20 protein-coding genes and 2 tRNA genes are annotated in these 18663 nt (G+C 64.7%); 11 read left to right on the top strand and 11 right to left on the bottom strand.

Going from position 1 to position 18663, the window contains the following annotated elements; genetic code table 11:
- Positions 1-268 precede the first annotated feature (268 nt).
- The 7 genes from K8I61_13585 (at position 269) to K8I61_13615 (ending at position 7733) form a co-directional block, all read left to right on the top strand.
- On the top strand, positions 269-1240 hold the full coding sequence (locus tag K8I61_13585) for a diguanylate cyclase (GenBank protein MBZ0273066.1): 972 nt from the start codon (positions 269-271) through the stop codon (positions 1238-1240).
- 149 nt (positions 1241-1389) lie between these two features.
- Positions 1390-2571: a glycine C-acetyltransferase gene (locus K8I61_13590; protein ID MBZ0273067.1), complete on the top strand. Its 1182-nt coding sequence runs from the start codon at positions 1390-1392 to the stop codon at positions 2569-2571.
- A gap of 74 nt (positions 2572-2645) precedes the next feature.
- Positions 2646-2864, top strand: coding sequence for a type II toxin-antitoxin system HicA family toxin (locus K8I61_13595; GenBank protein MBZ0273068.1), 219 nt, complete (start codon positions 2646-2648; stop codon positions 2862-2864).
- 1 nt (position 2865) lies between these two features.
- Positions 2866-3312, top strand: coding sequence for a helix-turn-helix domain-containing protein (locus tag K8I61_13600; GenBank protein MBZ0273069.1), 447 nt, complete (start codon positions 2866-2868; stop codon positions 3310-3312).
- A 154-nt stretch (positions 3313-3466) separates the two neighbouring features.
- Positions 3467-5893 (top strand): leucine--tRNA ligase, encoded by a 2427-nt coding sequence (gene leuS, locus K8I61_13605; GenBank protein ID MBZ0273070.1) that lies wholly within the window; start codon positions 3467-3469, stop codon positions 5891-5893.
- Positions 5894-5948: 55 nt separating this feature from the next.
- Positions 5949-6095, top strand: a complete 147-nt coding sequence (locus tag K8I61_13610) for a hypothetical protein (protein ID MBZ0273071.1) — start codon at positions 5949-5951, stop codon at positions 6093-6095.
- 108 nt (positions 6096-6203) lie between these two features.
- Positions 6204-7733: a hypothetical protein gene (locus K8I61_13615; protein MBZ0273072.1), complete on the top strand. Its 1530-nt coding sequence runs from the start codon at positions 6204-6206 to the stop codon at positions 7731-7733.
- A gap of 129 nt (positions 7734-7862) precedes the next feature.
- On the opposite strand, the gene K8I61_13620 is transcribed toward K8I61_13615, so the two are convergent.
- The 5 genes from K8I61_13620 to K8I61_13640 form a co-directional block, all read right to left on the bottom strand.
- On the bottom strand, positions 7863-8615 hold the full coding sequence (locus tag K8I61_13620; protein MBZ0273073.1) for an ABC transporter ATP-binding protein: 753 nt from the start codon (positions 8613-8615) through the stop codon (positions 7863-7865).
- A complete protein-coding gene (locus K8I61_13625) occupies positions 8612-9508 on the bottom strand; it encodes a hypothetical protein (protein ID MBZ0273074.1) in 897 nt (298 codons plus the stop codon). Before K8I61_13625 ends, K8I61_13620 begins: the two co-directional genes overlap by 4 nt.
- A gap of 206 nt (positions 9509-9714) precedes the next feature.
- The gene (locus K8I61_13630; protein MBZ0273075.1) at positions 9715-10725 is read right to left on the bottom strand and encodes a glycosyltransferase; all 1011 of its coding nucleotides are present in this window, start codon (positions 10723-10725) and stop codon (positions 9715-9717) included.
- On the bottom strand, positions 10722-12047 hold the full coding sequence (locus tag K8I61_13635) for a hypothetical protein (GenBank protein MBZ0273076.1): 1326 nt from the start codon (positions 12045-12047) through the stop codon (positions 10722-10724). Before K8I61_13635 ends, K8I61_13630 begins: the two co-directional genes overlap by 4 nt.
- Before the next feature lie 2 nt (positions 12048-12049).
- Positions 12050-12799, bottom strand: coding sequence for a class I SAM-dependent methyltransferase (locus tag K8I61_13640; GenBank protein MBZ0273077.1), 750 nt, complete (start codon positions 12797-12799; stop codon positions 12050-12052).
- A 96-nt stretch (positions 12800-12895) separates the two neighbouring features.
- Here K8I61_13640 and K8I61_13645 point away from each other — a divergent pair, with 96 nt between their 5' ends.
- Together K8I61_13645 and K8I61_13650 are read left to right on the top strand one after the other, a co-directional pair.
- The gene (locus tag K8I61_13645) at positions 12896-13282 is read left to right on the top strand and encodes a VOC family protein (GenBank protein ID MBZ0273078.1); all 387 of its coding nucleotides are present in this window, start codon (positions 12896-12898) and stop codon (positions 13280-13282) included.
- 238 nt (positions 13283-13520) lie between these two features.
- The gene (locus tag K8I61_13650; protein ID MBZ0273079.1) at positions 13521-14420 is read left to right on the top strand and encodes a sugar kinase; all 900 of its coding nucleotides are present in this window, start codon (positions 13521-13523) and stop codon (positions 14418-14420) included.
- 95 nt (positions 14421-14515) lie between these two features.
- Here K8I61_13650 and K8I61_13655 read toward each other — a convergent pair whose 3' ends face one another.
- The 4 genes from K8I61_13655 to K8I61_13670 all read right to left on the bottom strand — a co-directional run bounded on the left by K8I61_13655 (position 14516) and on the right by K8I61_13670 (position 16131).
- Positions 14516-15028 (bottom strand): OsmC family protein, encoded by a 513-nt coding sequence (locus K8I61_13655; protein MBZ0273080.1) that lies wholly within the window; start codon positions 15026-15028, stop codon positions 14516-14518.
- A gap of 115 nt (positions 15029-15143) precedes the next feature.
- On the bottom strand, positions 15144-15815 hold the full coding sequence (locus K8I61_13660) for a hypothetical protein (protein ID MBZ0273081.1): 672 nt from the start codon (positions 15813-15815) through the stop codon (positions 15144-15146).
- A 121-nt stretch (positions 15816-15936) separates the two neighbouring features.
- A tRNA-Ser gene (locus K8I61_13665) sits at positions 15937-16026 on the bottom strand.
- Between the two features lie 20 nt (positions 16027-16046).
- A tRNA-Ser gene (locus tag K8I61_13670) sits at positions 16047-16131 on the bottom strand.
- Positions 16132-16297: 166 nt separating this feature from the next.
- On the opposite strand from K8I61_13670, the gene K8I61_13675 reads away from it, so the two are divergent.
- Positions 16298-16756 carry an SRPBCC family protein gene (locus tag K8I61_13675; protein MBZ0273082.1) on the top strand — a complete coding sequence of 153 codons (459 nt, stop codon included), beginning with the start codon at positions 16298-16300 and terminating at the stop codon, positions 16754-16756.
- On the opposite strand, the gene K8I61_13680 is transcribed toward K8I61_13675, so the two are convergent.
- Both K8I61_13680 and K8I61_13685 read right to left on the bottom strand, forming a co-directional pair.
- Positions 16753-17148, bottom strand: a complete 396-nt coding sequence (locus tag K8I61_13680) for a type II toxin-antitoxin system VapC family toxin (GenBank protein ID MBZ0273083.1) — start codon at positions 17146-17148, stop codon at positions 16753-16755. The genes K8I61_13675 and K8I61_13680 overlap by 4 nt on opposite strands.
- The gene (locus tag K8I61_13685; GenBank protein ID MBZ0273084.1) at positions 17145-17432 is read right to left on the bottom strand and encodes a hypothetical protein; all 288 of its coding nucleotides are present in this window, start codon (positions 17430-17432) and stop codon (positions 17145-17147) included. Before K8I61_13685 ends, K8I61_13680 begins: the two co-directional genes overlap by 4 nt.
- A 312-nt stretch (positions 17433-17744) precedes the next feature.
- Between K8I61_13685 and K8I61_13690 the strand changes: the two genes are divergently transcribed.
- The coding region (locus tag K8I61_13690) for a response regulator (protein MBZ0273085.1) at positions 17745-18663 on the top strand (919 nt) is incomplete at its 3' end.

Raw genomic sequence — 18663 nt, forward strand, 5'->3', positions numbered from 1 at the left:
CCGCCCGCAGCGCGGCGAGCGCGCCGGCAAGCGCGGCCGCGCGATCGCCAAGGCTCGCGCCAAGTCCGATGCAGGCGAGGGTTTCGTATGGCGGCATCGGGGCATTGTCGCCGGTTACGATTGAAGAATGAAGATCGCGGAATGAAGATTGGCGGGGGCACGGCCCGGTGCCGGTGAGTCACCGTCCATTCCCCAACTTGGCGCGGTGTCGCGGCACTGTTGCGCGCGGTAGCGATGCGCGCGGCTCGGTTTGTTGTAAAGTGCGCGTGTGCCAAACCACCTGGACCTCGCGTGGGAACTCATCTTCGGCGTGTCGCGTCTGATCGCGGCGCGGCTCGACGAGCAGTTGCGCGTCGTCGAGGCGTCGCGCGGGTTCGCGGAAGCCGCCGGCGTGGCGCCGGATGCGCTCGCCGGGCGCGGACTTTTCGAGTTTCTTCCCGATCTGCCCGCGGATATCGCCGGCCGCGTGAAAACGGCGCGCGCGCTCGATCGCCAGGTCACGGCGTTCCGCGCGCACAAGGAAACGATCCGCCTGATGGCCGTCGTCGCGCGCACGGACGATGGCGCGATTTTTTTCGCCGAGCGCACTTCCGCCGCAAGCCCCGGCGCCGGCGAGGCGAACGCGGGCGAGTCCGAGGAGCTTCGCGGGCGCATCGCGTATCTCGACGCGCTGGTGGCCCGGGTGCGCCGCGAGCAATTGTTCACGTCATCGACCGGCCTCTACACGCGCGCGATGCTCGACCGCGTCGTCGACGCGGAGATCGCGCGTTCGATCCGCACGGGCCGGCCGTTCGCGGTCGTGATGGCGGGCGTCGACCGCGCGCAGGCGCTCGATCAGCTCGCCGGCGAGGACGCGCGCTCGAAGGTCGTCACCGTCGTCGCGCGCGCGATGGCGGCGAAAAAGCGCGTGTTCGACCAGATGGGCCACCTGTCGCCAAGCGAGCTCTACATCATCCAGCCCGAAAACGACCTGGGCGGCGCGAACGAATTTTGCGAGCGCATTCGCAAGTCGATGGACGGCAACATCGTCAAGATCGCGGGGCGCGATTTTCCGATATCGCTTTCGTTCGGCTGCGGATTTTTTCACCCGACGGCCAACCACTACCGCGACCGCGCCGAGCTGCTCTCGCAGGTCGAGGCGGCGCTTTTCACGGCGGCGTCCTCCGGCGGAAATCGCACCGTGCGCGCCCCGGGCGCCGGCGCGCTCGCGGCGGAGTTGGAGCGCCTGCGCGGGCGGTAATTTTTCACCGCAAAGACGCGAAGAGCGCTAAGGAATTGACGAAGAAAGTCGTCGCGCCCTTTGCGCCTTTGCGGTAAAAAAACGGCGATTTGCGATGACCTTTCAGACTTCCAGTCTTTCAGACTTTCAGACGACGGGGGGACGGCGCGATGCCCGACAAATTCCGGTTCATCGATGAAGAGACGAAGCGCCTTGCGGACGAAGGCCTTCTCATCCGCCTGCGCACGATGGAATCCGCGCCCGACGGATGGATGGTCGTCGACGGCCGGCGCGTGCTGAACTTCTGCACGAACAACTATCTCGGTCTCGCCAACGACGCGCGGCTCAAGCGCGCCGCGAAGGACGGAATCGACCGATTCGGCGTCGGCCCCGCGGCCGTGCGTTCCATCGCCGGGACGCAGACGCTGCACGTCGAACTCGAGCGCAAGCTCGCCGCGTTCAAGGGCGTGGAGGACGCGTTATTCGTGCAATCCGGATTCTGCGCGAACCAGGCCGTCATCCCGGCGCTCGTGGGCAAGGAAGACGCCATTTTCTCCGACGCGCTGAACCACGCTTCGATCATCGACGGCGCGCGCCTCTCGCGCGCGAAGGTCATCGTTTTCGACCACGCCGATCCCGCGGATTTCGATCGCAAGGCCAAAGAGCACGCCGCGAACTTTCGCCGCACGATGTTGATTTCCGATGGCGTGTTTTCGATGGACGGCGATATCGCGCCGCTGCCCGAATATTACGAGGTGGCCGAGCGCCACGGCTGCGTGACGATGGTGGACGACGCGCACGGCGAGGGCGTGCTCGGCGGCGGGCGCGGCATCGTGCATCACTTCGGGCTTGCCGGAAAAATCGACGTGGAGGTCGGCACGCTCTCCAAGGCGTTCGGCGTCGTCGGCGGCGTCGTGGCGGGCAGCAAGCGTATCGTCGATTTTCTGCGGCAGAAGGCGCGGCCGTTTTTATTCTCGTCCGCGACGACGCCCGCGGATACGGCGGCGTGCTCCGCGGCGGTCGATATCCTCGCGGAGTCGAGCGATCTCGTGGATCGTTTGTGGGCGAACGCGGATGATCTGAAAGACGGTCTGCGCGCGCTCGGATTCGACCTCGGCAAGACGGCCACGCCCATCGTTCCGATCATGCTCGGCGACGCAAAACTCGCGCAGAGATTTTCGGCGCGCCTCTTCGAGGAAGGCCTGTTCGCGATGGCGATCGGATTTCCCACCGTACCGCCGGGCTTGGCGCGCATCCGCGTCATGAACACCGCCGCCCACACGCGCGAGGACCTCGACCGGGCCATCGCGATTTTTGCGAAGGTCGGGCGGGAGCTGGGGGTGATCGCGTAGGGGCGCGCTTCATCGCGCCCACGCGTATTTGGCAGGAGGTTGGTGTTGCAGTATAAATGCTGTATGGTGAATTCGTGAAACGCGCGGAGCTGATTCGGCGTTTGAAGAAGATGGGGTGGTATTACGCGCGAACGAAGGGTTCGCACGAAATATACGACCATCCGAACTCCACCCGTCCAATTCCCATATCGTTTCACGGCAAGGAAGTGAAGGAGCGCATGGCCGCGAACATTCTCAAACAGGCGAAGGACAATTTGCTGCCAAGCAATGGCAAAAACGGGAAGGATCATTGAAATGGCTTTCGAAGGATATTGGGCGATTTTGGAAGACGACCCGGACGACAACGACGTCTACGTTTCGTTTCGGGAACACCCGAATATCATCACCTATGGCACGGGTGAAAAACACGCGATTGAAATGGCGGAAGATGCGTTAAACGTAACGCTCGAATACGAATTTGAGAAAGGCTACGAAGTGCCGGAGACCACGCGCCGCCCGCGCGTCGGCGCGGGAAAACGGGCGGTTTTCGTTCCGCTTCGCCCCGCGATCCGCATGGCGTTCCTGCTCCGCAAATGGCGGAAGGAGGCCGGTTTCACGCAGTCCAGAATGGCGCGCGCGCTTGGCGTGACGTACCAATCCTACCAGCGCATGGAAAAGCCGGGGCGCGCGAACATCACGATCGAGATGCTCGATCGCGTCGCGCACGCGCTCGGAAAGAAGGCGGTGGTGGAACTGCGGTAGCGCGCCCATGCCCGCTCCCTGACGGTCGCGGTTCCGATGGTTTTCCCTCCGTGCCCTCCGTGGCTTCTCCGCGCTCTCTGCGTACCGCTGAATGCGATGACCTTTCGGCCTTCCGGACTTCCAGCCTTTCCGTCTTTCTCCTAAGATCGCGCGCATGAGCTACGACCACCTGGAAATCGAAGCAAAATGGCAGCGGGAATGGACCCGGGCGCGCCTGTTTTCGCCGGATCTCGACCGCGCCCCGCGGCCCTACTACAACCTGATGATGTTCCCCTACCCCAGCGCGGAGGGGCTGCACGTCGGCAACTGCTACGCGTTTATCGGATCGGACATCCACGGCCGCTTCAAGAAAATGCAGGGCTTCGACGTGTTTGAGCCGATGGGCTTTGACGCCTTCGGCATTCACTCCGAAAACTACGCGATCAAAATCGGCACGCACCCGGCGCGTCTCATCCCGAAGAACATCGCGAACTTTCGCGACAACCAGTTGAAGCGCCTGGGCGCCATCTTCGACTGGGAGCACGCGGTCGATACGACCGACCCGGGCTACTACAAATGGACGCAGTGGATCTTCCTGCGCCTGTACGACGCGGGCTTGGCGTATCAACGCACCGCCGGCGTGAACTGGTGCCCCTCGTGCGCGACCGTGCTCGCCGACGAACAGGCCGAGTCCGGAGCGTGCGAGCGCTGCGGCACCGTCGTCGAGACGCGCGAGATGCGCCAGTGGTTTTTCAAGATCACGGACTACGCGCCGCGCCTTCTCGAAAACCTCTCCTGGATCGACTGGCCCGACACTACCAAGACCGCGCAGCGCCGCTGGCTCGGCCGCTCCGAGGGCGCGAACATCCGCTTCGCGGTCGAAGGGCGTCATGCGTCGCTCGAAGTCTATACGACGCGCCCGGACACGTTATTCGGCGCGACGTACATGGTGCTCGCGCCCGAGCACGAGATCGTCGCGTCGATCACGACGGACGATCAGCGCGAAGCCGTTAGGCGATACGTCGAACTCGCGCGCAAAAAGACGAAATTCGAGCGGCAGGAGTCAAAGGAAAAAACAGGCGTGTTCACCGGAGCGTATGCGATCAACCCGGTGAACGACGCGCGCGTGCCGATCTGGATCGCCGACTACGTGCTCTCGGGGTACGGCACCGGCGCCATCATGGCCGTGCCCGCGCACGACACGCGCGATTTCGCGTTCGCAAAGGAATTCGGATTGCCGATCGTCGAGGTCATCGCCCCGGACGGCGTGCCGCAAGGCCCGCTTTCCGAGGCGTACACCGGCGAAGGTTTGATGGTGAACAGCGGCGAGCTTTCGGGCACGCCGAGCGACGAGGGCATCGCGAAGGTCATCGCCTTGCTCGAATCGAAAGGCACGGGCGAGGCCGCGGTGACGTACCGCCTGCGCGACTGGTGCATCAGCCGGCAGCGATACTGGGGCCCGCCGATCCCGGTGATCTACTGCGACGGATGCGGCGTCGTGCCCGTGCCGGATACCGATCTGCCCGTCCTGCTGCCGGAGATGGAAAACGTTCGCCCGGACGGCTCGGGCCTCTCGCCGCTTGCGCGCAACCCGGAGTTCGTCAACACGACCTGCCCCAAGTGCGGCGGTAAGGCGAGGCGCGAGACGGACGTGTGCGACAACTTCCTGGATTCCGCGTGGTACTTCTTCCGCTATCCGTCCACCGATTTCGACGACCGGCCGTTTGACCGCGAGCGCACGAAAAAGTGGCTGCCGGTCGACTGCTACATCGGCGGCAACGAGCACGCGGTGCTGCACCTGATGTACACGCGCTTCGTGACGATGGCTCTGCACGACGCCGGGCACGTGGAATTTGACCCGGCGTTCAAAGGCGAGCCGTTCAGGAAATTTCGGGCGCACGGCATGTTGATCCGCGAGGGCTCGAAGATGTCGAAGTCGAAGGGGAACATCGTGAACCCCGACGAGTTCCTCGACACTTACGGCGCCGACACGTTCCGCCTGTTCCTCATGTTCCTCGGGCCGTACACGCAAGGCGGAGACTGGCGCGACGAAGGCATCATCGGCGCGCGGCGCTTCGTGGAGCGCGTCTGGCGCTTTGCATTCGAGCGCGAATTGCACGAAGGCATGACGGATGATCGCGAACGGCTTGGCGTCATCCACCGCACGATCCGCAAGGTGACGAATGACCTTGCCGAACTGTCCTACAACACCGCGATCGCGGCGCTGATGGAGCTTGTCAACGACTTCCACAAGCGCGACCAAAACTACAAGGGCGAGGCGCTTATGCTCGCGCGGCTGGTCGCGCCGATCTGCCCGCACGTCGCCGAAGAGGTGTGGACGCACGCCGGCGGCGAGGGCTTCGTATCCTCGGCGCCGTGGCCGGATTTTGACGAAGAGCTTTGCAAGGAAGACACGGTCATCATCGTCGTGCAGGTCAACGGCAGGCTCCGCGGCCGTATCGACGTGCCCGCCGATCTGCCGAAAGACGAGGTGCTCGCGCGCGCCAAGGCCGAGCCGAATGTCGCCGAGCACCTCGCGGGAAAGATGCTGGTGAAGGAGATCGTGGTGCCGGGCAAGCTCGTGAATCTGGTGGTGACGTAGCGCGAAAAACGAACAAGGCGCGCCTCGCTGGGCGGGTCACGCTTGCCGCGTCGCCATGTCGCTCCGCGTCGTCATCCGGTACCGCGTCGCCATCGCGCACCGCGTCGTCGTCCCGCACCGCGTCGTCATCGCGCACCGCGTCGGCGGCCCGCACCGCGTCGTCATCCTGAGCGAAGCGAAGGATCTGGCTCGCCTTGGCTGACGGGCCGCGCGCCGCACGAATGGCCGGTGAATCCCCTCCAAAATTCGTGTATAAAGCCGTGGCCCTTTTTCGTCTGAATTTTCGGGGCGGGTAGCACGGGGATACAAAATGATTTCGCGCCAGGTTTCGCGCGCCGCGCTCGCGGCGTTTGTCGTTTCGTTTTCGCTTTCGATCGCGGCTGTCGGCTTCACGCAGACGATCACCGTCGGCGTGCCCGATCCGGAAAGGCTCGTCGAGCAATGGCTCGATCCATTCGCGTTCGATGAGCCGGTCTCAAGCGGCATCGACGGCCCGTGGGCGCACATCACGCCGACGACGTTTTCGTACCTGGACAACGCGGTCATCTCGAACGGCACGACGCTCTACAACTTCGGGGGGTTCAACTACGCGAACTACGACAACGGCGACCCCTGGGGTGGCACGGTGCAGTCGTCCACCGGCGGCGCATGGGCCACGCTCCAGAGCGCGCCGGACGATCTGGAATGGACGGTGCGCGCGGCGATCAACGGCGACTATGTTTACGTCACCGCGGGCGGCATCGACGGCGACATGGCGCCGGACACGAACACCTTCTACCGCTACCAGATCAGCACGAACACGTGGACCACGCGCGCGAACGTCCCCAACGGCCGCACCTGGGCGACGCAGCTTGTCGCGGACGGCGGCTACATCTATCTCGTCGGCGGCGGCTACATCAGCTCGCTGGACGGCGACTTCATCGCGAGCAACCAGCTTCGCCGCTACTCCATCGCGGGCAACTCGTGGGCGTCGCTTCGCAACATGCCCGCCTCACGTGGCTTCCACTGCGCGTTCGCGTACAGCGGCAAGATCTACGTGATCGGCGGGCACAACGGCTCGACCGGCCAATCGACAAGCTGGATCTACGACATCGCGGGCGACACGTGGACGAACGACCCGGTCACGCTCGGCACGCGGCATTTCGGCGGCGCGTGCATCCAGGCGGACACGGGCGGCAAGACGATCATCATCGCGAGCGGCGTGGAGGGAAGCCCCGAGGCCATAACGCAAAACACGTGGATCCGTCACCTTTCCATCGGCGGCCCGTGGCAGAATTTCGGGCTCGTTCCATCCAAGGTCTATCGCACGGGCGGCGCCGCGATCGGCCTGACCGCCTACCTCGTGCAGGGTGCGTACAACGACATCTTCGATACGAACTTCGTGCAGTCGAGCCCCATTCCCACGACGCCTTCGACGACCACCACAACCACGTCGACGACAACAACGACCAAAACGACGACCACGACGACAACGCCTCCGACGACGACCACCACGAAACCTCCGACTACCACCACGTCGCCCACGACAACGACGACAAACCCCGGCACGACCACGACAACCGCGCCGCCGACGACCACGACGACACCGGCCACGACCACGACGACCACACCGGCCACAACCACGACAACGACGGTTCCCGGAACGACGACGACCACATCGGTGCCGTCCACGACCTCAACGACCACGACAACCGAGCCGGACGAAGAGTTGGATGACGACGACGACACGGCCGACGATTCGCCCGTCGATTTCGACGATGACTTCGCGGAAGACGAGGACGAGCAGGAAGGCGACGATGACGACGGCAGCGGCGAACTGTCAGGCGGGTGCGGCTGCTAGCGAGACGCCGGCGAAGCCCGGGAGCGCAGGCGAGACGCCTGCTTGGGTATATTCGCGCTTACGCGCCCACCGCGCCTCCGCGTGAACAAAATGCGATTCCACTCGTCACTCGTCACTCGTCACTCGACACTATCCAACGTCTTCGTCGAACTCCTCGCCGTGCTCGCCGGAGATGAACGCCTGGATGAACGGATCCTTGCTCGCGCGGATCTCGTCGGGGGGGCCGGCCGCGATGATCTTGCCGTCGCGCAGCACCGCGATCTGGTCGGCGATGCGCAGCGACGCATCGATGTCGTGGCTGATGATGAACACCGTATGCTGCAGGTGCTCCTGCGTGTTGACAATGAGGCGGTTGATCGAGTCGGTCATCAGCGGATCGAGTCCCGTCGTCGGCTCGTCGTAAAGCATGATGAGCGGCGACAGCACGATGGCGCGCGCCAGCGCCACGCGCTTGCGCATGCCGCCGGACAGCTCCGAGGGCAGTTTGTGCTCGATGCCGTGCAGCCCGACCTCGTCGAGCGATTCGCGCACCTTGTCCTCGATCTCCTTGCGTGTGTATTTGCGCGACTCCTTCAGCGGAAAGCCGACATTCTCCGCGACGGTCATCGAGTCGAACAGCGCGCCGTCCTGAAACAACATGCCGAATTTGCGCCGCAGCTTGTTCAATTCGACGCTGTTGAGCCGGGTAATATCCTCGTCGTCGATCATCACCTGGCCGGAATCCGGAGGGATGAGGCCGATGATATGCTTGAGCGTCACCGACTTGCCCGAACCCGAACGGCCGATCAGCACGGTGATTTCCCCGCGCCGGCAATGCAGGTCGATTCCGTCCAGGATCGTCTGGCCGCGAAACGCCTTGCGTACGTTGATGAGCTTGATCATCGCGCCTTCGCGTCCGCGAGTGTGATGTTGTACGTCGCCGTTTCGCCCGCGACGACCGTCACCGGCGCCCACGGGCTATGCGTCGGATCGACGGCCGGGTTATACGCTCCGTCGCCCGCTTCGGCGTCGAAATAGGCGGTGACGTAATAATTGCCCGCGGGCAACGCATCGAGGTCGATCTCGTAGCCGAACGGAAATCCCGTCTCCGGGATCGCCACGAGCGCGGAGAACACCGGCAGCGTGCCGCCCGGCAGCCACTGCGTATAGAGCAAAATCACCACATCGACGCCGGTTTTTTCGCCCGCGTAGCGGATCTCGCCGGCAAGCAACGTGGCGTCCGCGGCCGTATCGTCATCGCCCGCGTCGTCGTCGTCCGCGGGCGCGGCCTCGATCGTGATCGGGCTCGATAGCGCGCCGCTTTTCGCTCCGCACAAATCGGCAAGCGACACCTGCACACTGTGCGTTCCCTCGGTTGCCAACAGCGGCGCGACGGCCGCCGAGTCCGCGAGGTCCGCCGCATCGCACGCCGCGTCGCCGATTTTCGTCTCCACGTCCGCGCCGCCATCCGTCGAAACGACGACGCGCCCGCCGCCCAGGTTGCAATCCGGATCGGAATACGTGGCGGCGACGGTGATCGCGTCGTCGGCGTAGGCGACGCCGTCATCGCCAAGCGCCTCGCCGTTCGCGAAAAACCCGATCGCGAGAATCTCCGGCGCCGCGTTTTCGTCGCAGGTTCCCGGCGGCGGCGTGCCGGCCGCGCCGCCAATGTCGTCGTCATCGTCGCCGCTACTGCAAAGCGGCGCGGCGAGCATCAGCGCGCAAACGGCGATAGCGAGCGCCGCGAACGGCGCGCGCGTGGCGATCATCGAAACGGTGCGAAGGACGGCGCCCATGTATTCTCCTTGAAATCCGACGCGACGTTAGCGGAAAACGCGCCGCGCGTTAACCGCGAACGACCCGTGCCCATGCCCGTGCCCGATTTCGACGGTACACAGAGGTCACGGGGAAGACACAGAGTCCACCGAGGGAAAAAATAATTCCTCTGTGCACTCTGTGTCTTCCCGGTGCGCTCGGTGTACCGTCGAAACGCCTCCTCGCCTTACCTTCCCCGCACCAATTTCACGATCGTGCCCGCTACGGCGCACGGAACGACGACGAGGTCCGACAACACGACGATCGCAAACGCCGCGATCGCGAAAAACGGCCCGCCGCGCGCGAGGCAACGAAAAAGGAAGCGGCCGCGCAATCCCGCCGACAATAGAAAAAACGCCAGCGCGGCAAACGCGACCGAACGCGCAACAAAAAACACGTTCACCCCCGCCACCTCGCCGATCAGAAGCACGGCCAGGCAAGCGAAAAGCGTCGCCTCCGCCGCCAAGGAGGCCATCGCGCCCAGCGCCTCGACGCGCGTCGTCGCAGCGGTGTCAAAAAAAGACGGGCGCGCAAGCCGCGCCCACAAAAACGCGCGCCTTCCGATGTTCGCCAACTCGCGGCGCAATCCGGGGAAGTGGTGCCTCACGCACATGACCGGATCGATTTCGATCCCCGCGCGGCCCGCCAGACGATAACCGAACTCGTAGTCCTCGACGTCCGCGCCCGCATACCGCTCGTCAAACCCGCCCGCCTCGAGAAACGCGTCGCGGCGTACCGCGCCGCACGCGGTCTCCAGCGATCCGAAACGTTTAACCCCATGAAACCACGTCGCGTGGCGCAGCGCCTTGTAGCGCGGCACGAGCCCCGCATTGGCGGGCGTATCGTCGTACACGCCGGACAACGCGACGAGCGCCGCGTCGGCGGCAAAGCGCGCCGCGACGTGCTCGATGAGCCCCGCCGGCGGGATCACGTCGGCGTCCAGGAACAGCAAAACTTCGCCTTTCGCCTCGCGCGCGCCCGCGTTGCGCGCCGCGGCCGGTCCCCGGCGCATCTCGTGCGTGACGATGCGAAATCCCGCACCGCGCAGGATGTCCGCGCCGCCGTCGGTCGATGCGTCATCGACGCCGACGAGTTCCGCGCCTCCGCTCGATTCCGCCAGCGCCTTCGCGAGCGCCGGCAGCGTCGCCGCCGCGTCGCGAAACGGAACAACGACGGAGACGCGCGCCGGCCGCGTCATTGGATCGGCGCGCCAAGAAAGCTCTCGGCCGGCGCGTTGGGACCGATGGCATGCAGTCCGTGGATATGCATCATATCGTCCGGCGGCGCGATCGGCGTGAGATCGTCGCCGGTCACGTCGAAGATGAGCGGATCGCGCGCGGGTTCTGTCCACGCGGCGACAAACGCCTCGCCGCTTTTGCCCACGACCGCGTGTGCGACGCGCGACCCGTACTGCTCGCCGCCGATGTCGCGGCACGTCCAGACGCCGCCACGCCGCTCCCGGAAGCGGTTGTCTGGCCCAGAGCGATCGACGGCGATCGCGACATCGCCGCCGGACGCGATGTGCGTCGGCACGTTGCCTTCACAACCGGCCGGCGTTTCGACGAATTCCACGGCGATCAGCGATCCCGTGGCGGCGTCGTTCAGCTCGATGATCTCGCGCGCACCGGAAAAATGCGAAAACACGCCGACGCCCTGGGCGCCCGCCTTGGTCTGTGTCCACGTGAATGACGAGATGCTTCCGTCGTCCAGGCTCTCGCTCGAATCGAGCCGCGCGAACGCATTCGCCTCCCACCGGAACAGAAAACCGGCGCCCGGCTCGTACCCCGCAACGTATCCGTTCGCGTCGTCGGGAAACGCCATCGCGGTGAAAACCGGGTCCGTCAGGTGCCCCAACTCACGCACCGGAAGCGCGCCCGCGTATCGATAAAGCGACCACGTCGTCTGGAGAAAAATTAACTCGCGCGTGATGAGCCACCAGCGTCCCGCGTCCGTGACGTTCGCGCCGTCGACGACGGCCGAGCCGCCGGCGTCGAACCTGAACGGCGCCGGCCCCCAACCGCCCGCCGCCGACCAGTCGAGCGCATCGTAGCCGTTTGTCACCGCGTCGCCGTACGCGTTCCAGAACGCGATGCCCGCCGCGCCGTCGCGCACGAACGTCGGGCCGAATCGATGATAGAGCGCGGGCTTCCCCGGCGCCGGAAAATCCTGCCGCGCCCATCCGGAATCGGTTTGCAACCAGGTGGCAAATCCCGCGTCGTCCTCTCCGACCAGCAACAGATACGTCGGCTCGTCGTCGTCGTCGGCCGCATCGTCGTCGGCCGCGTCGTCGTCGTTATCGTCATCGTTATCGTCATCAACATCCGTATCGTCATCGCCGATGTCATCGTCACCGCCGGTATCGTCGTCCGCGTCATCAGCAATATCGTCATCGGCATCGTCGTCGCCGATATCGTCGTTTGCGCCGTCGTTATCGTCGGATTCGGAATCGCCGCACGCGCATCCCGCGGCTACGGCGAGCGTGAGAGCGATCAGAAGGACCGGAAAAATCTTCGCTCGCATGGTCAGGCGTTCTCCTTCCGCCGCGCGACAAGCAGGCGGGAATATCGGAAAGGCACCGCGCGCGTCGTTTCGAAACCCGGCAGGTGCGCGGCGATCTCGGAAAGCACCCGGTGACGCACGTAAAACAGCGGCCGGCGCGACGCGTCATCGACCGGCGAGACGAAAAGCACGCCGCCGGGCGCAACGGCGTTTGCCGCCGTTTGCATCGCGTGCGCGAATCGCTCGTCGTCCACGATGTGCTCGATGACGTCGAGAAACAGCACGATGTCGAACGCGCCGTCGATCGTATCCGCCGTCACATCCGCGCGCAGAAAACGCACGTTCGGATGCCGCGCCGCGAGCCTTTCAAACAGCGCGTCGGTGATATCGACGGCCACCTGCTCGCGCGGGTCGAGGGCGGCGAGAAGCGCGGTGAAAAATCCGTTTCCGCATCCTATCTCGAGCACGCGCGGATTCGCGGGCGGCGCGGCGTGCGCGATCTCGCCTTGCAGCACGCGCGCGGCGGCCTCGTACATGCGCGCGTTGTCGGCCTCCGACAGACCCTCGTCGCCGACGCCCGTGAGACGCACCCCGTGGCGCGCGAGCCGGTCGCCCCAGTAGCGCGCGGCGTCGTAGTCCGCGCCGCGCCCGTAACGCACGCGATCGATGATCATCTTCCGCGCGGCGCGCGCCAGCGTGCCGATCGGGTCGCGCCGAAGCTTCGCCCACTTGCCGGGCGCGGCCGTTTCGCCCTCGTGTTTGGCGTCGTTCATGCCGCGGATGATACGGGCAACGCGCGGGCGCCAAAAGGCCGGGCGCTTTTCCTTGCCGCGATCGGCGCTATAGTGGGCGCGTCAACGGAGGACGGCATGGAACGGGTGACCGGCATCGGCGGAATTTTTTTCAAGGCGAACGACAAGGACGGCCTGCTTGCGTGGTATCGCGACATGCTGGGCTTGCCCGTCGACGAATACGGGTGCGTCGTATTTCATTGGAACAACGAGCCCGAGGGCATGCCCGCCGGACAGACGGTTTGGTCGATCTTTCCGGGCGACACGAAGTATTTCTCGCCGGGAAACGCGACCTTCATGGTGAACCTTCGCGTGCGCGACCTCGACGCCATGTTGCGCCAGCTTCGCGAAAAGGGCGCGGCCGTCGACGAGCGCGTCGAAGAGTCGGAATTCGGAAAATTCGGATGGGTCGTCGATCCGGAAGGCCATCGCATCGAGCTCTGGCAACCGCCGCCCGCTCGCTGACAGAACGAACCGCGACCGTGAGGGAGCGGGTCCCTGACGGATCGAACCGCGACCGTGAGGGAACGGATCCCTGACGGATCGAACCGCGACCGTGAGGGAGCGGATCCCTGACGGATCGAACCGCGACCGTGAGGGAGCGGATCCCTGACGGATCGCACCGCGACCGTGAGGGAGCGGATCCCTGACGGATCGAACCGCGACCGTGAGGGAGCGGGTCTGTTTACTGGAGGTTGGAATTTTGTCGATCGTCGTTGTGGGTTCGGTTGCGTACGATTCGATCAAGACGCCGCTCGGCGCCGCCGAGCGCGCGCTTGGCGGATCGGCGAGCTATTTTTCGCTCGCCGCCTCGTTTTTCACCCGTGTGTCCATCGTCGCCGCGATCGGCGAGGACTTTGAACCCGCGCACATCGAGCTGTTTGAGTCGCGCGGCATCGACGTGGCGGGCCTCGTGCGCCGGCCGGGCGACACCTTTCACTGGACCGGCGAATACGGCACGGACATGAACATCGCGCATACGATCGACACGCGCCTTGGCGTGTTCGCCGACTTTCGGCCGGTGCTCACCGGCGCGCAGGCGGATTCGCCGTTTGTTTTTTTGGCGAACATCGATCCCGACGTGCAATCCGCCGTGCTCGACCAGGTGCGCTCGCCGCGCCTTGTCGCGATGGATACGATGAACTTCTGGATCAACGGCAAGCGCGACGCGCTCGCCCGCGTGCTCGCCCGCGCGGGGATGCTTTTTCTGAACGAGGAAGAAGCGCGCCTTTTGGCGAACGCGCGCAACGTGATGCGCGCCGCGCGTCATATCCGCGAGATGGGACCGGAGACGGTCGCCGTCAAGCGCGGCGAATACGGCTCGCTCATCGTGCACGAGACGGGTATGTTCGCCGCGCCCGCGTATCCGCTCGAGGAGGTCCTCGATCCGACCGGCGCGGGCGACAGCTTCGCCGGCGGATTCCTCGGCTATCTCGCCTCGTGCGACGAGCTGACGCCCCGCGAGGTCCGTAACGCCGCGATCTACGGTTCGACGGTCGCGAGCTTCGCGTGCGAGGCGTTTTCCGTCGATCGCCTTGCCGGTCTCACGCGCAAGGACATCGACGACCGGTTCGAGTTCTTCCGCGAGCTGACGCAGTTCTGAACGAGCGGGATCAACAGATTGCACGGAACCACACCGGGCTCCTTGCGATTCCTCGCCTTTTTCTTTTCTATTTCCTATCTCCTCTTTCCTATCTCCTATTTTCTGTTTTCCACCGTGGTCTCAACGTCAACGCCCGCCTTTAGCGTCTGATACACGACGCAGTACCGCTCGGTCAGATCGATCATCTTCGCGATCTTCTCGTCGGGCGCGTCGGCGCTGAAAGAAAATTTCATGCGCACGGCCGTCAGACCGACGGGCGCGGATTTGTCGACGCCAAGCGTACCGGCCCAGTCGATGTCCGCCTCGGCGGTGACCTTGGGGTCGCCAAGCTCGATACGCATCGCCGCGGCGACCGCGCCAAGCGTCGTGCCCGCGCAACCGACGAGCGCCTCGAGCAACATGTTCGCCGAGCATGCAAGCGAGCCGTCGCCGCCGGTCGCCGGATGCTGCCCCGCGACCACTTCGCCGAAGTGCGTTTGCATGGCGCAACTCGGCACGTTGTCGCCGACGCGCCCCTCGACGCGAAGCGTCTGGCGCGCGGCGCCGGGGTCGGCCCGATACTTTTCTTTCAGCGGCGCCTGCGCGGCGCGGATTTTTTCGATGTCCATGGTGGCCTCGCTTGTCAAACCGCTCCCCCGCTCGCAGCGGGGTCGCGGTTCGTATTCAAGGGAAAGGCGTCGCGATGACGTCCCTGCCTTTCAGCCTTCCAGTCTTCCAGCCTTCTTATTTTTCCACCGGTCCGAGCAGCGTGAACAAATGCGACTCGGTTTCAACGGGCATCAACGTCGGCATATTCTGGAACATCCAGCCCACGAGCGGCTCGGCGCCGGGTTTTTCGAGGCGAACCTTCGCGGCGGGGTTTTGCGGATCGGGTCCGGCCGTCGTGACGCCGTCGTCGGTCACCTTCAGCGCGGGCAGGAAATTGACGACGTGCATCGTCAGCTCCGTGCCCGCGACCGCGGCGGACCCGCCGAGCGGCACTTCGAATTCCTTCATGGCGTTCGTGCCCTTTTCCGTGACGCGCACGCGGATCGCCCGGTAGCGTTCGCCGACGTACGCCGGTTCGTCGACCGGGCGATTCGACATGCGCATCGCCATCACCGGCGGCATGGCGCCGGCCATCTCCGCGGGCGCCTCGGGCTGGGCTGCGCCGTGAAGCGTTCCCATGCGCCGGGGCGACGCATCCATCCGGCCGTCGGACTCTTCCTCATCCGGCAGAAGGCGGCTGCGCAGCGTCACCAGGTCCGGGTGACCGGGCCCTTCGTCAAACGGCACCTGCTCGGGCGGCGGGGGAAGCTCGCGTGTCTGTTTCTCGCCGCAGGCGGCGGAAAATACGGTGACCGCGACCGCGAATGCGACGGCGGCAAGACGACGGACTGAGGACGAAAGGGGCACGGGCAGACCTCGCTTCAGAGGAGGGAGGATCATAGCGCGGCGCGCGGCGCGGGTGCGACCCATCGACGCGGGGCGTGGCGCCCCAAACGAATCGGCCGCGCCCGGAGGCGGACGCGGCGATCGGAGAGAGAGGGATTCGAACCCTCGGTACACCTTTTGAGCGTACACTCGCTTAGCAGGCGAGCACCTTCGGCCTCTCGGTCATCTCTCCCGGACGGCGATCGTCGAAAGCGGAGGAGGAGGGATTCGAACCCCCGTGGCTTTTACACCTAGCGGTTTTCAAGACCGCCCCCATCAACCACTCGGGCACTCCTCCCCATGCCGGCTCGCCGCCGGGCGACGCGCCGCGGCCCCGCTTTCCGGCGGTCCGCCCGTCCTGAATAATGAAGCGCCCTGGCAATGTCAATCACGGCCGATGGTTTTCGCCCGTTGCGTGCGTGCCCCCGCATGATTCGGCGCGGCCATGCGTCTATGATGCCGGCATGAGTTCGACGACGATCCGCCGCCATGTGAAAGCCCCGCGCGAGCGCGTTTACCGCGCCATCATCGACGCGGACGACATCGCGAAGTGGATGTTTCCCGAAGGCATGACGATACGCATCTATGCCTTTGACGCGCGCGTTGGCGGAAAGTTTCGCATCTCGCTGACGTACGACGATCCCGCCGCGGTCGGGAAATCGAACGCCCACACCGACACCTACCACGGCCGTTTCGTCGAACTCGAGCCGAACGAAAAAGTCGTCGAAGTCGTCGAGTTCGAGACGGACAATCCCGCGATGCAAGGCGAGATGACGGTCACGATCACCCTTGCGGATACGGACGGCGGCACGGAAATCCTCGCCATTCATGACGGGCTGCCGCCAGGTCTTTCGCCCGCGGACAACGAGACGGGCTGGAACATGTCGCTCGACAATCTCGCGCGTCTCGTCGAAACGGATTAACCGCGAATCCAGTCCTCGATCGCGATGCCGGGTATGCGTTCGAAATGGCGGATGTTGCCGGTAACAAGGGTCGCGTCGTTGGCAAGGGCGATGGCGCCGATGAAGAGATCGGCGTCCTCAATGAGTCGCCCGGAGCGTTGCAGGTACGTCTTGATTTCGCCAAACAGACGTACCGACCGGTTGTCGAACTCAAGGATCAGCGTGGACAACAGAAAGCGTTCGACGCCGTCGCGGCCTTCGCTCGGCGCATTCGATAGTTCAGCGCCAAAATACAGTTCGCACGCGCTGACCCAAGTCGTCGCGACCGTGTTCCCTTCACTTTCGCGCCGGCGCAAAACGCGCTCGTTGCCGCGAATAATATGGACGCAGGTATCGGTATCAAGCAGCTTCAACTATCAAACTCGGGCGCTTTCGATTTGCTGCGCCGGGCGTCATATATGCGCTTGACCTCATCTTCGATGCTGAGGTCCGACTGCCACTTTCCCGCGATTTCTCGCCACACCTTGAGCTGCTCGTCCTTGGGTAGGCCGGGCCAGCGCTTTTCGCTCCGTTTTTCGAGACCGACCTCGATGACGTGAATCGCCTCCTGCGTCAGGCTCCGGCGATCCGTCTCCGCCGCTTTCCTCAGCTTGGCAAGAATCTCATCCGGAATATTTTTTATCGTCAGAGATGCCATTTTGAATCCCTTTCGCAACCAATATGGCGCCATTATGGTTGCCAAAGGGTTGCTCGTCAACGGCCGCCGGGTCGGCGGGGCCGGGCTTCACGTCAAAAATCCGCCAAATAGCTATTCGAGAAAAGCGCCTATTTTTCGGATACCTGTCAATTCTTTGTTGATTTTCTACTTTAATTGTGCAAGAAGGTAACGAATTTTCGTCCCGATGCAGGTACACGTGCCACGTTTTCGCACGGCAAGTGTGGCCGACAAGGCCACGCAAGGCCGTCATTCAATCACGACGCGCCCCGGCGCGCGCCCCGGAGCCACCCGATGAATTTGGGCGGCGGCGGTCGCGTGCGTCGAGCCCTTGTCGTCAACGACGACGCCGTGCAATCCGCCATGGTCGCCACCACGCTCGAAAAAACGGGCCTCGCCGTCACGCGCGTTCGCCACGGCGAAGAGGCGATCGAAGTCGCGACGCAAGGCACGCCGTACGCGATCATCGTCACCGATCTCTACATGCCGGTCATCGACGGATGGCGTCTGTGCCGCCTTTTGCGTTCGCCGTCGTATCCCGACTACGCATCGGTGCCGATCATCGTCATGTCCGCGACGTTCACCGCGGGCGAGGGCGAGCGTATCGCCGGCGAAATCGGCGCCAACGCTTTCTTACCGTTCCCCTATTCCGCGGACGACCTGCGTGGCATGGTCGCGCGCCTTTTGACGGGCGACGTCGCACCCACGCGCCGCGCTCTTGTCATCATGGACGAGTCCAAGGTGCGCGAACCGATGGGCCAGGGCCTCGCGAAGTCAGGTTATTTCGTTCGTTCCGCGCCGACGGCCAAGGCCGGCATGGCGCTTTTCGAGCAAGGCGCGTGGGATCTCGTGGTGCTGGGCTACAACCTGCCGGACGGCAACGCGGTGCGTCTTCTGCCTTCGTTCCGCAAGCCGGGGCGAGCCTGCACGGTCATTGTCGTGACCACGGACCCGCACACGGTGCTCGTCTCGCGCACGGGCGAGGGCTTTGTATCCGACCCGATCGACGTCGAGCGCTTCCTGTCGCTTTGCGGCGTCGGCGGCGACGACGATGAACTTGCCGGCCTGCGCGACGCGGTCGAGCGCGCCGCGCGCGAACTCGATGTGGAACGGACGCGCGTCGGCGAGCTGCTCGACATCGCCGATCCGCCGATCGTGCGCATCGACGCCCGAGGCGTGATCACGCTGGCGGGCGCTTCCGCGGCGCGGGCGC

The sequence above is a fragment of the bacterium genome, from assembly GCA_019912885.1.
In the GTDB taxonomy this organism is placed as follows: domain Bacteria; phylum Lernaellota; class Lernaellaia; order JACKCT01; family JACKCT01; genus JAIOHV01.

Excerpts from the sequence above, each read along its gene's own strand:
- K8I61_13630 (MBZ0273075.1), bottom strand. The coding sequence starts at position 10,725 with ATGACGCGGCCGGCGCGCGTCTCCGTCGTTGTTCCGTTTCGCGACGCG.
- K8I61_13600 (MBZ0273069.1), top strand. The coding sequence starts at position 2,866 with ATGGCTTTCGAAGGATATTGGGCGATTTTGGAAGACGACCCGGACGAC.
- K8I61_13615 (MBZ0273072.1), top strand. The coding sequence starts at position 6,204 with ATGATTTCGCGCCAGGTTTCGCGCGCCGCGCTCGCGGCGTTTGTCGTT.
- K8I61_13635 (MBZ0273076.1), bottom strand. The coding sequence starts at position 12,047 with ATGCGAGCGAAGATTTTTCCGGTCCTTCTGATCGCTCTCACGCTCGCC.
- K8I61_13590 (MBZ0273067.1), top strand. The coding sequence starts at position 1,390 with ATGCCCGACAAATTCCGGTTCATCGATGAAGAGACGAAGCGCCTTGCG.
- K8I61_13625 (MBZ0273074.1), bottom strand. The coding sequence starts at position 9,508 with ATGGGCGCCGTCCTTCGCACCGTTTCGATGATCGCCACGCGCGCGCCG.
- K8I61_13685 (MBZ0273084.1), bottom strand. The coding sequence starts at position 17,432 with ATGGCATCTCTGACGATAAAAAATATTCCGGATGAGATTCTTGCCAAG.
- K8I61_13675 (MBZ0273082.1), top strand. The coding sequence starts at position 16,298 with ATGAGTTCGACGACGATCCGCCGCCATGTGAAAGCCCCGCGCGAGCGC.
- K8I61_13610 (MBZ0273071.1), top strand. The coding sequence starts at position 5,949 with ATGTCGCTCCGCGTCGTCATCCGGTACCGCGTCGCCATCGCGCACCGC.
- K8I61_13640 (MBZ0273077.1), bottom strand. The coding sequence starts at position 12,799 with ATGAACGACGCCAAACACGAGGGCGAAACGGCCGCGCCCGGCAAGTGG.
- leuS (MBZ0273070.1), top strand. The coding sequence starts at position 3,467 with ATGAGCTACGACCACCTGGAAATCGAAGCAAAATGGCAGCGGGAATGG.
- K8I61_13655 (MBZ0273080.1), bottom strand. The coding sequence starts at position 15,028 with ATGGACATCGAAAAAATCCGCGCCGCGCAGGCGCCGCTGAAAGAAAAG.
- K8I61_13620 (MBZ0273073.1), bottom strand. The coding sequence starts at position 8,615 with ATGATCAAGCTCATCAACGTACGCAAGGCGTTTCGCGGCCAGACGATC.
- K8I61_13645 (MBZ0273078.1), top strand. The coding sequence starts at position 12,896 with ATGGAACGGGTGACCGGCATCGGCGGAATTTTTTTCAAGGCGAACGAC.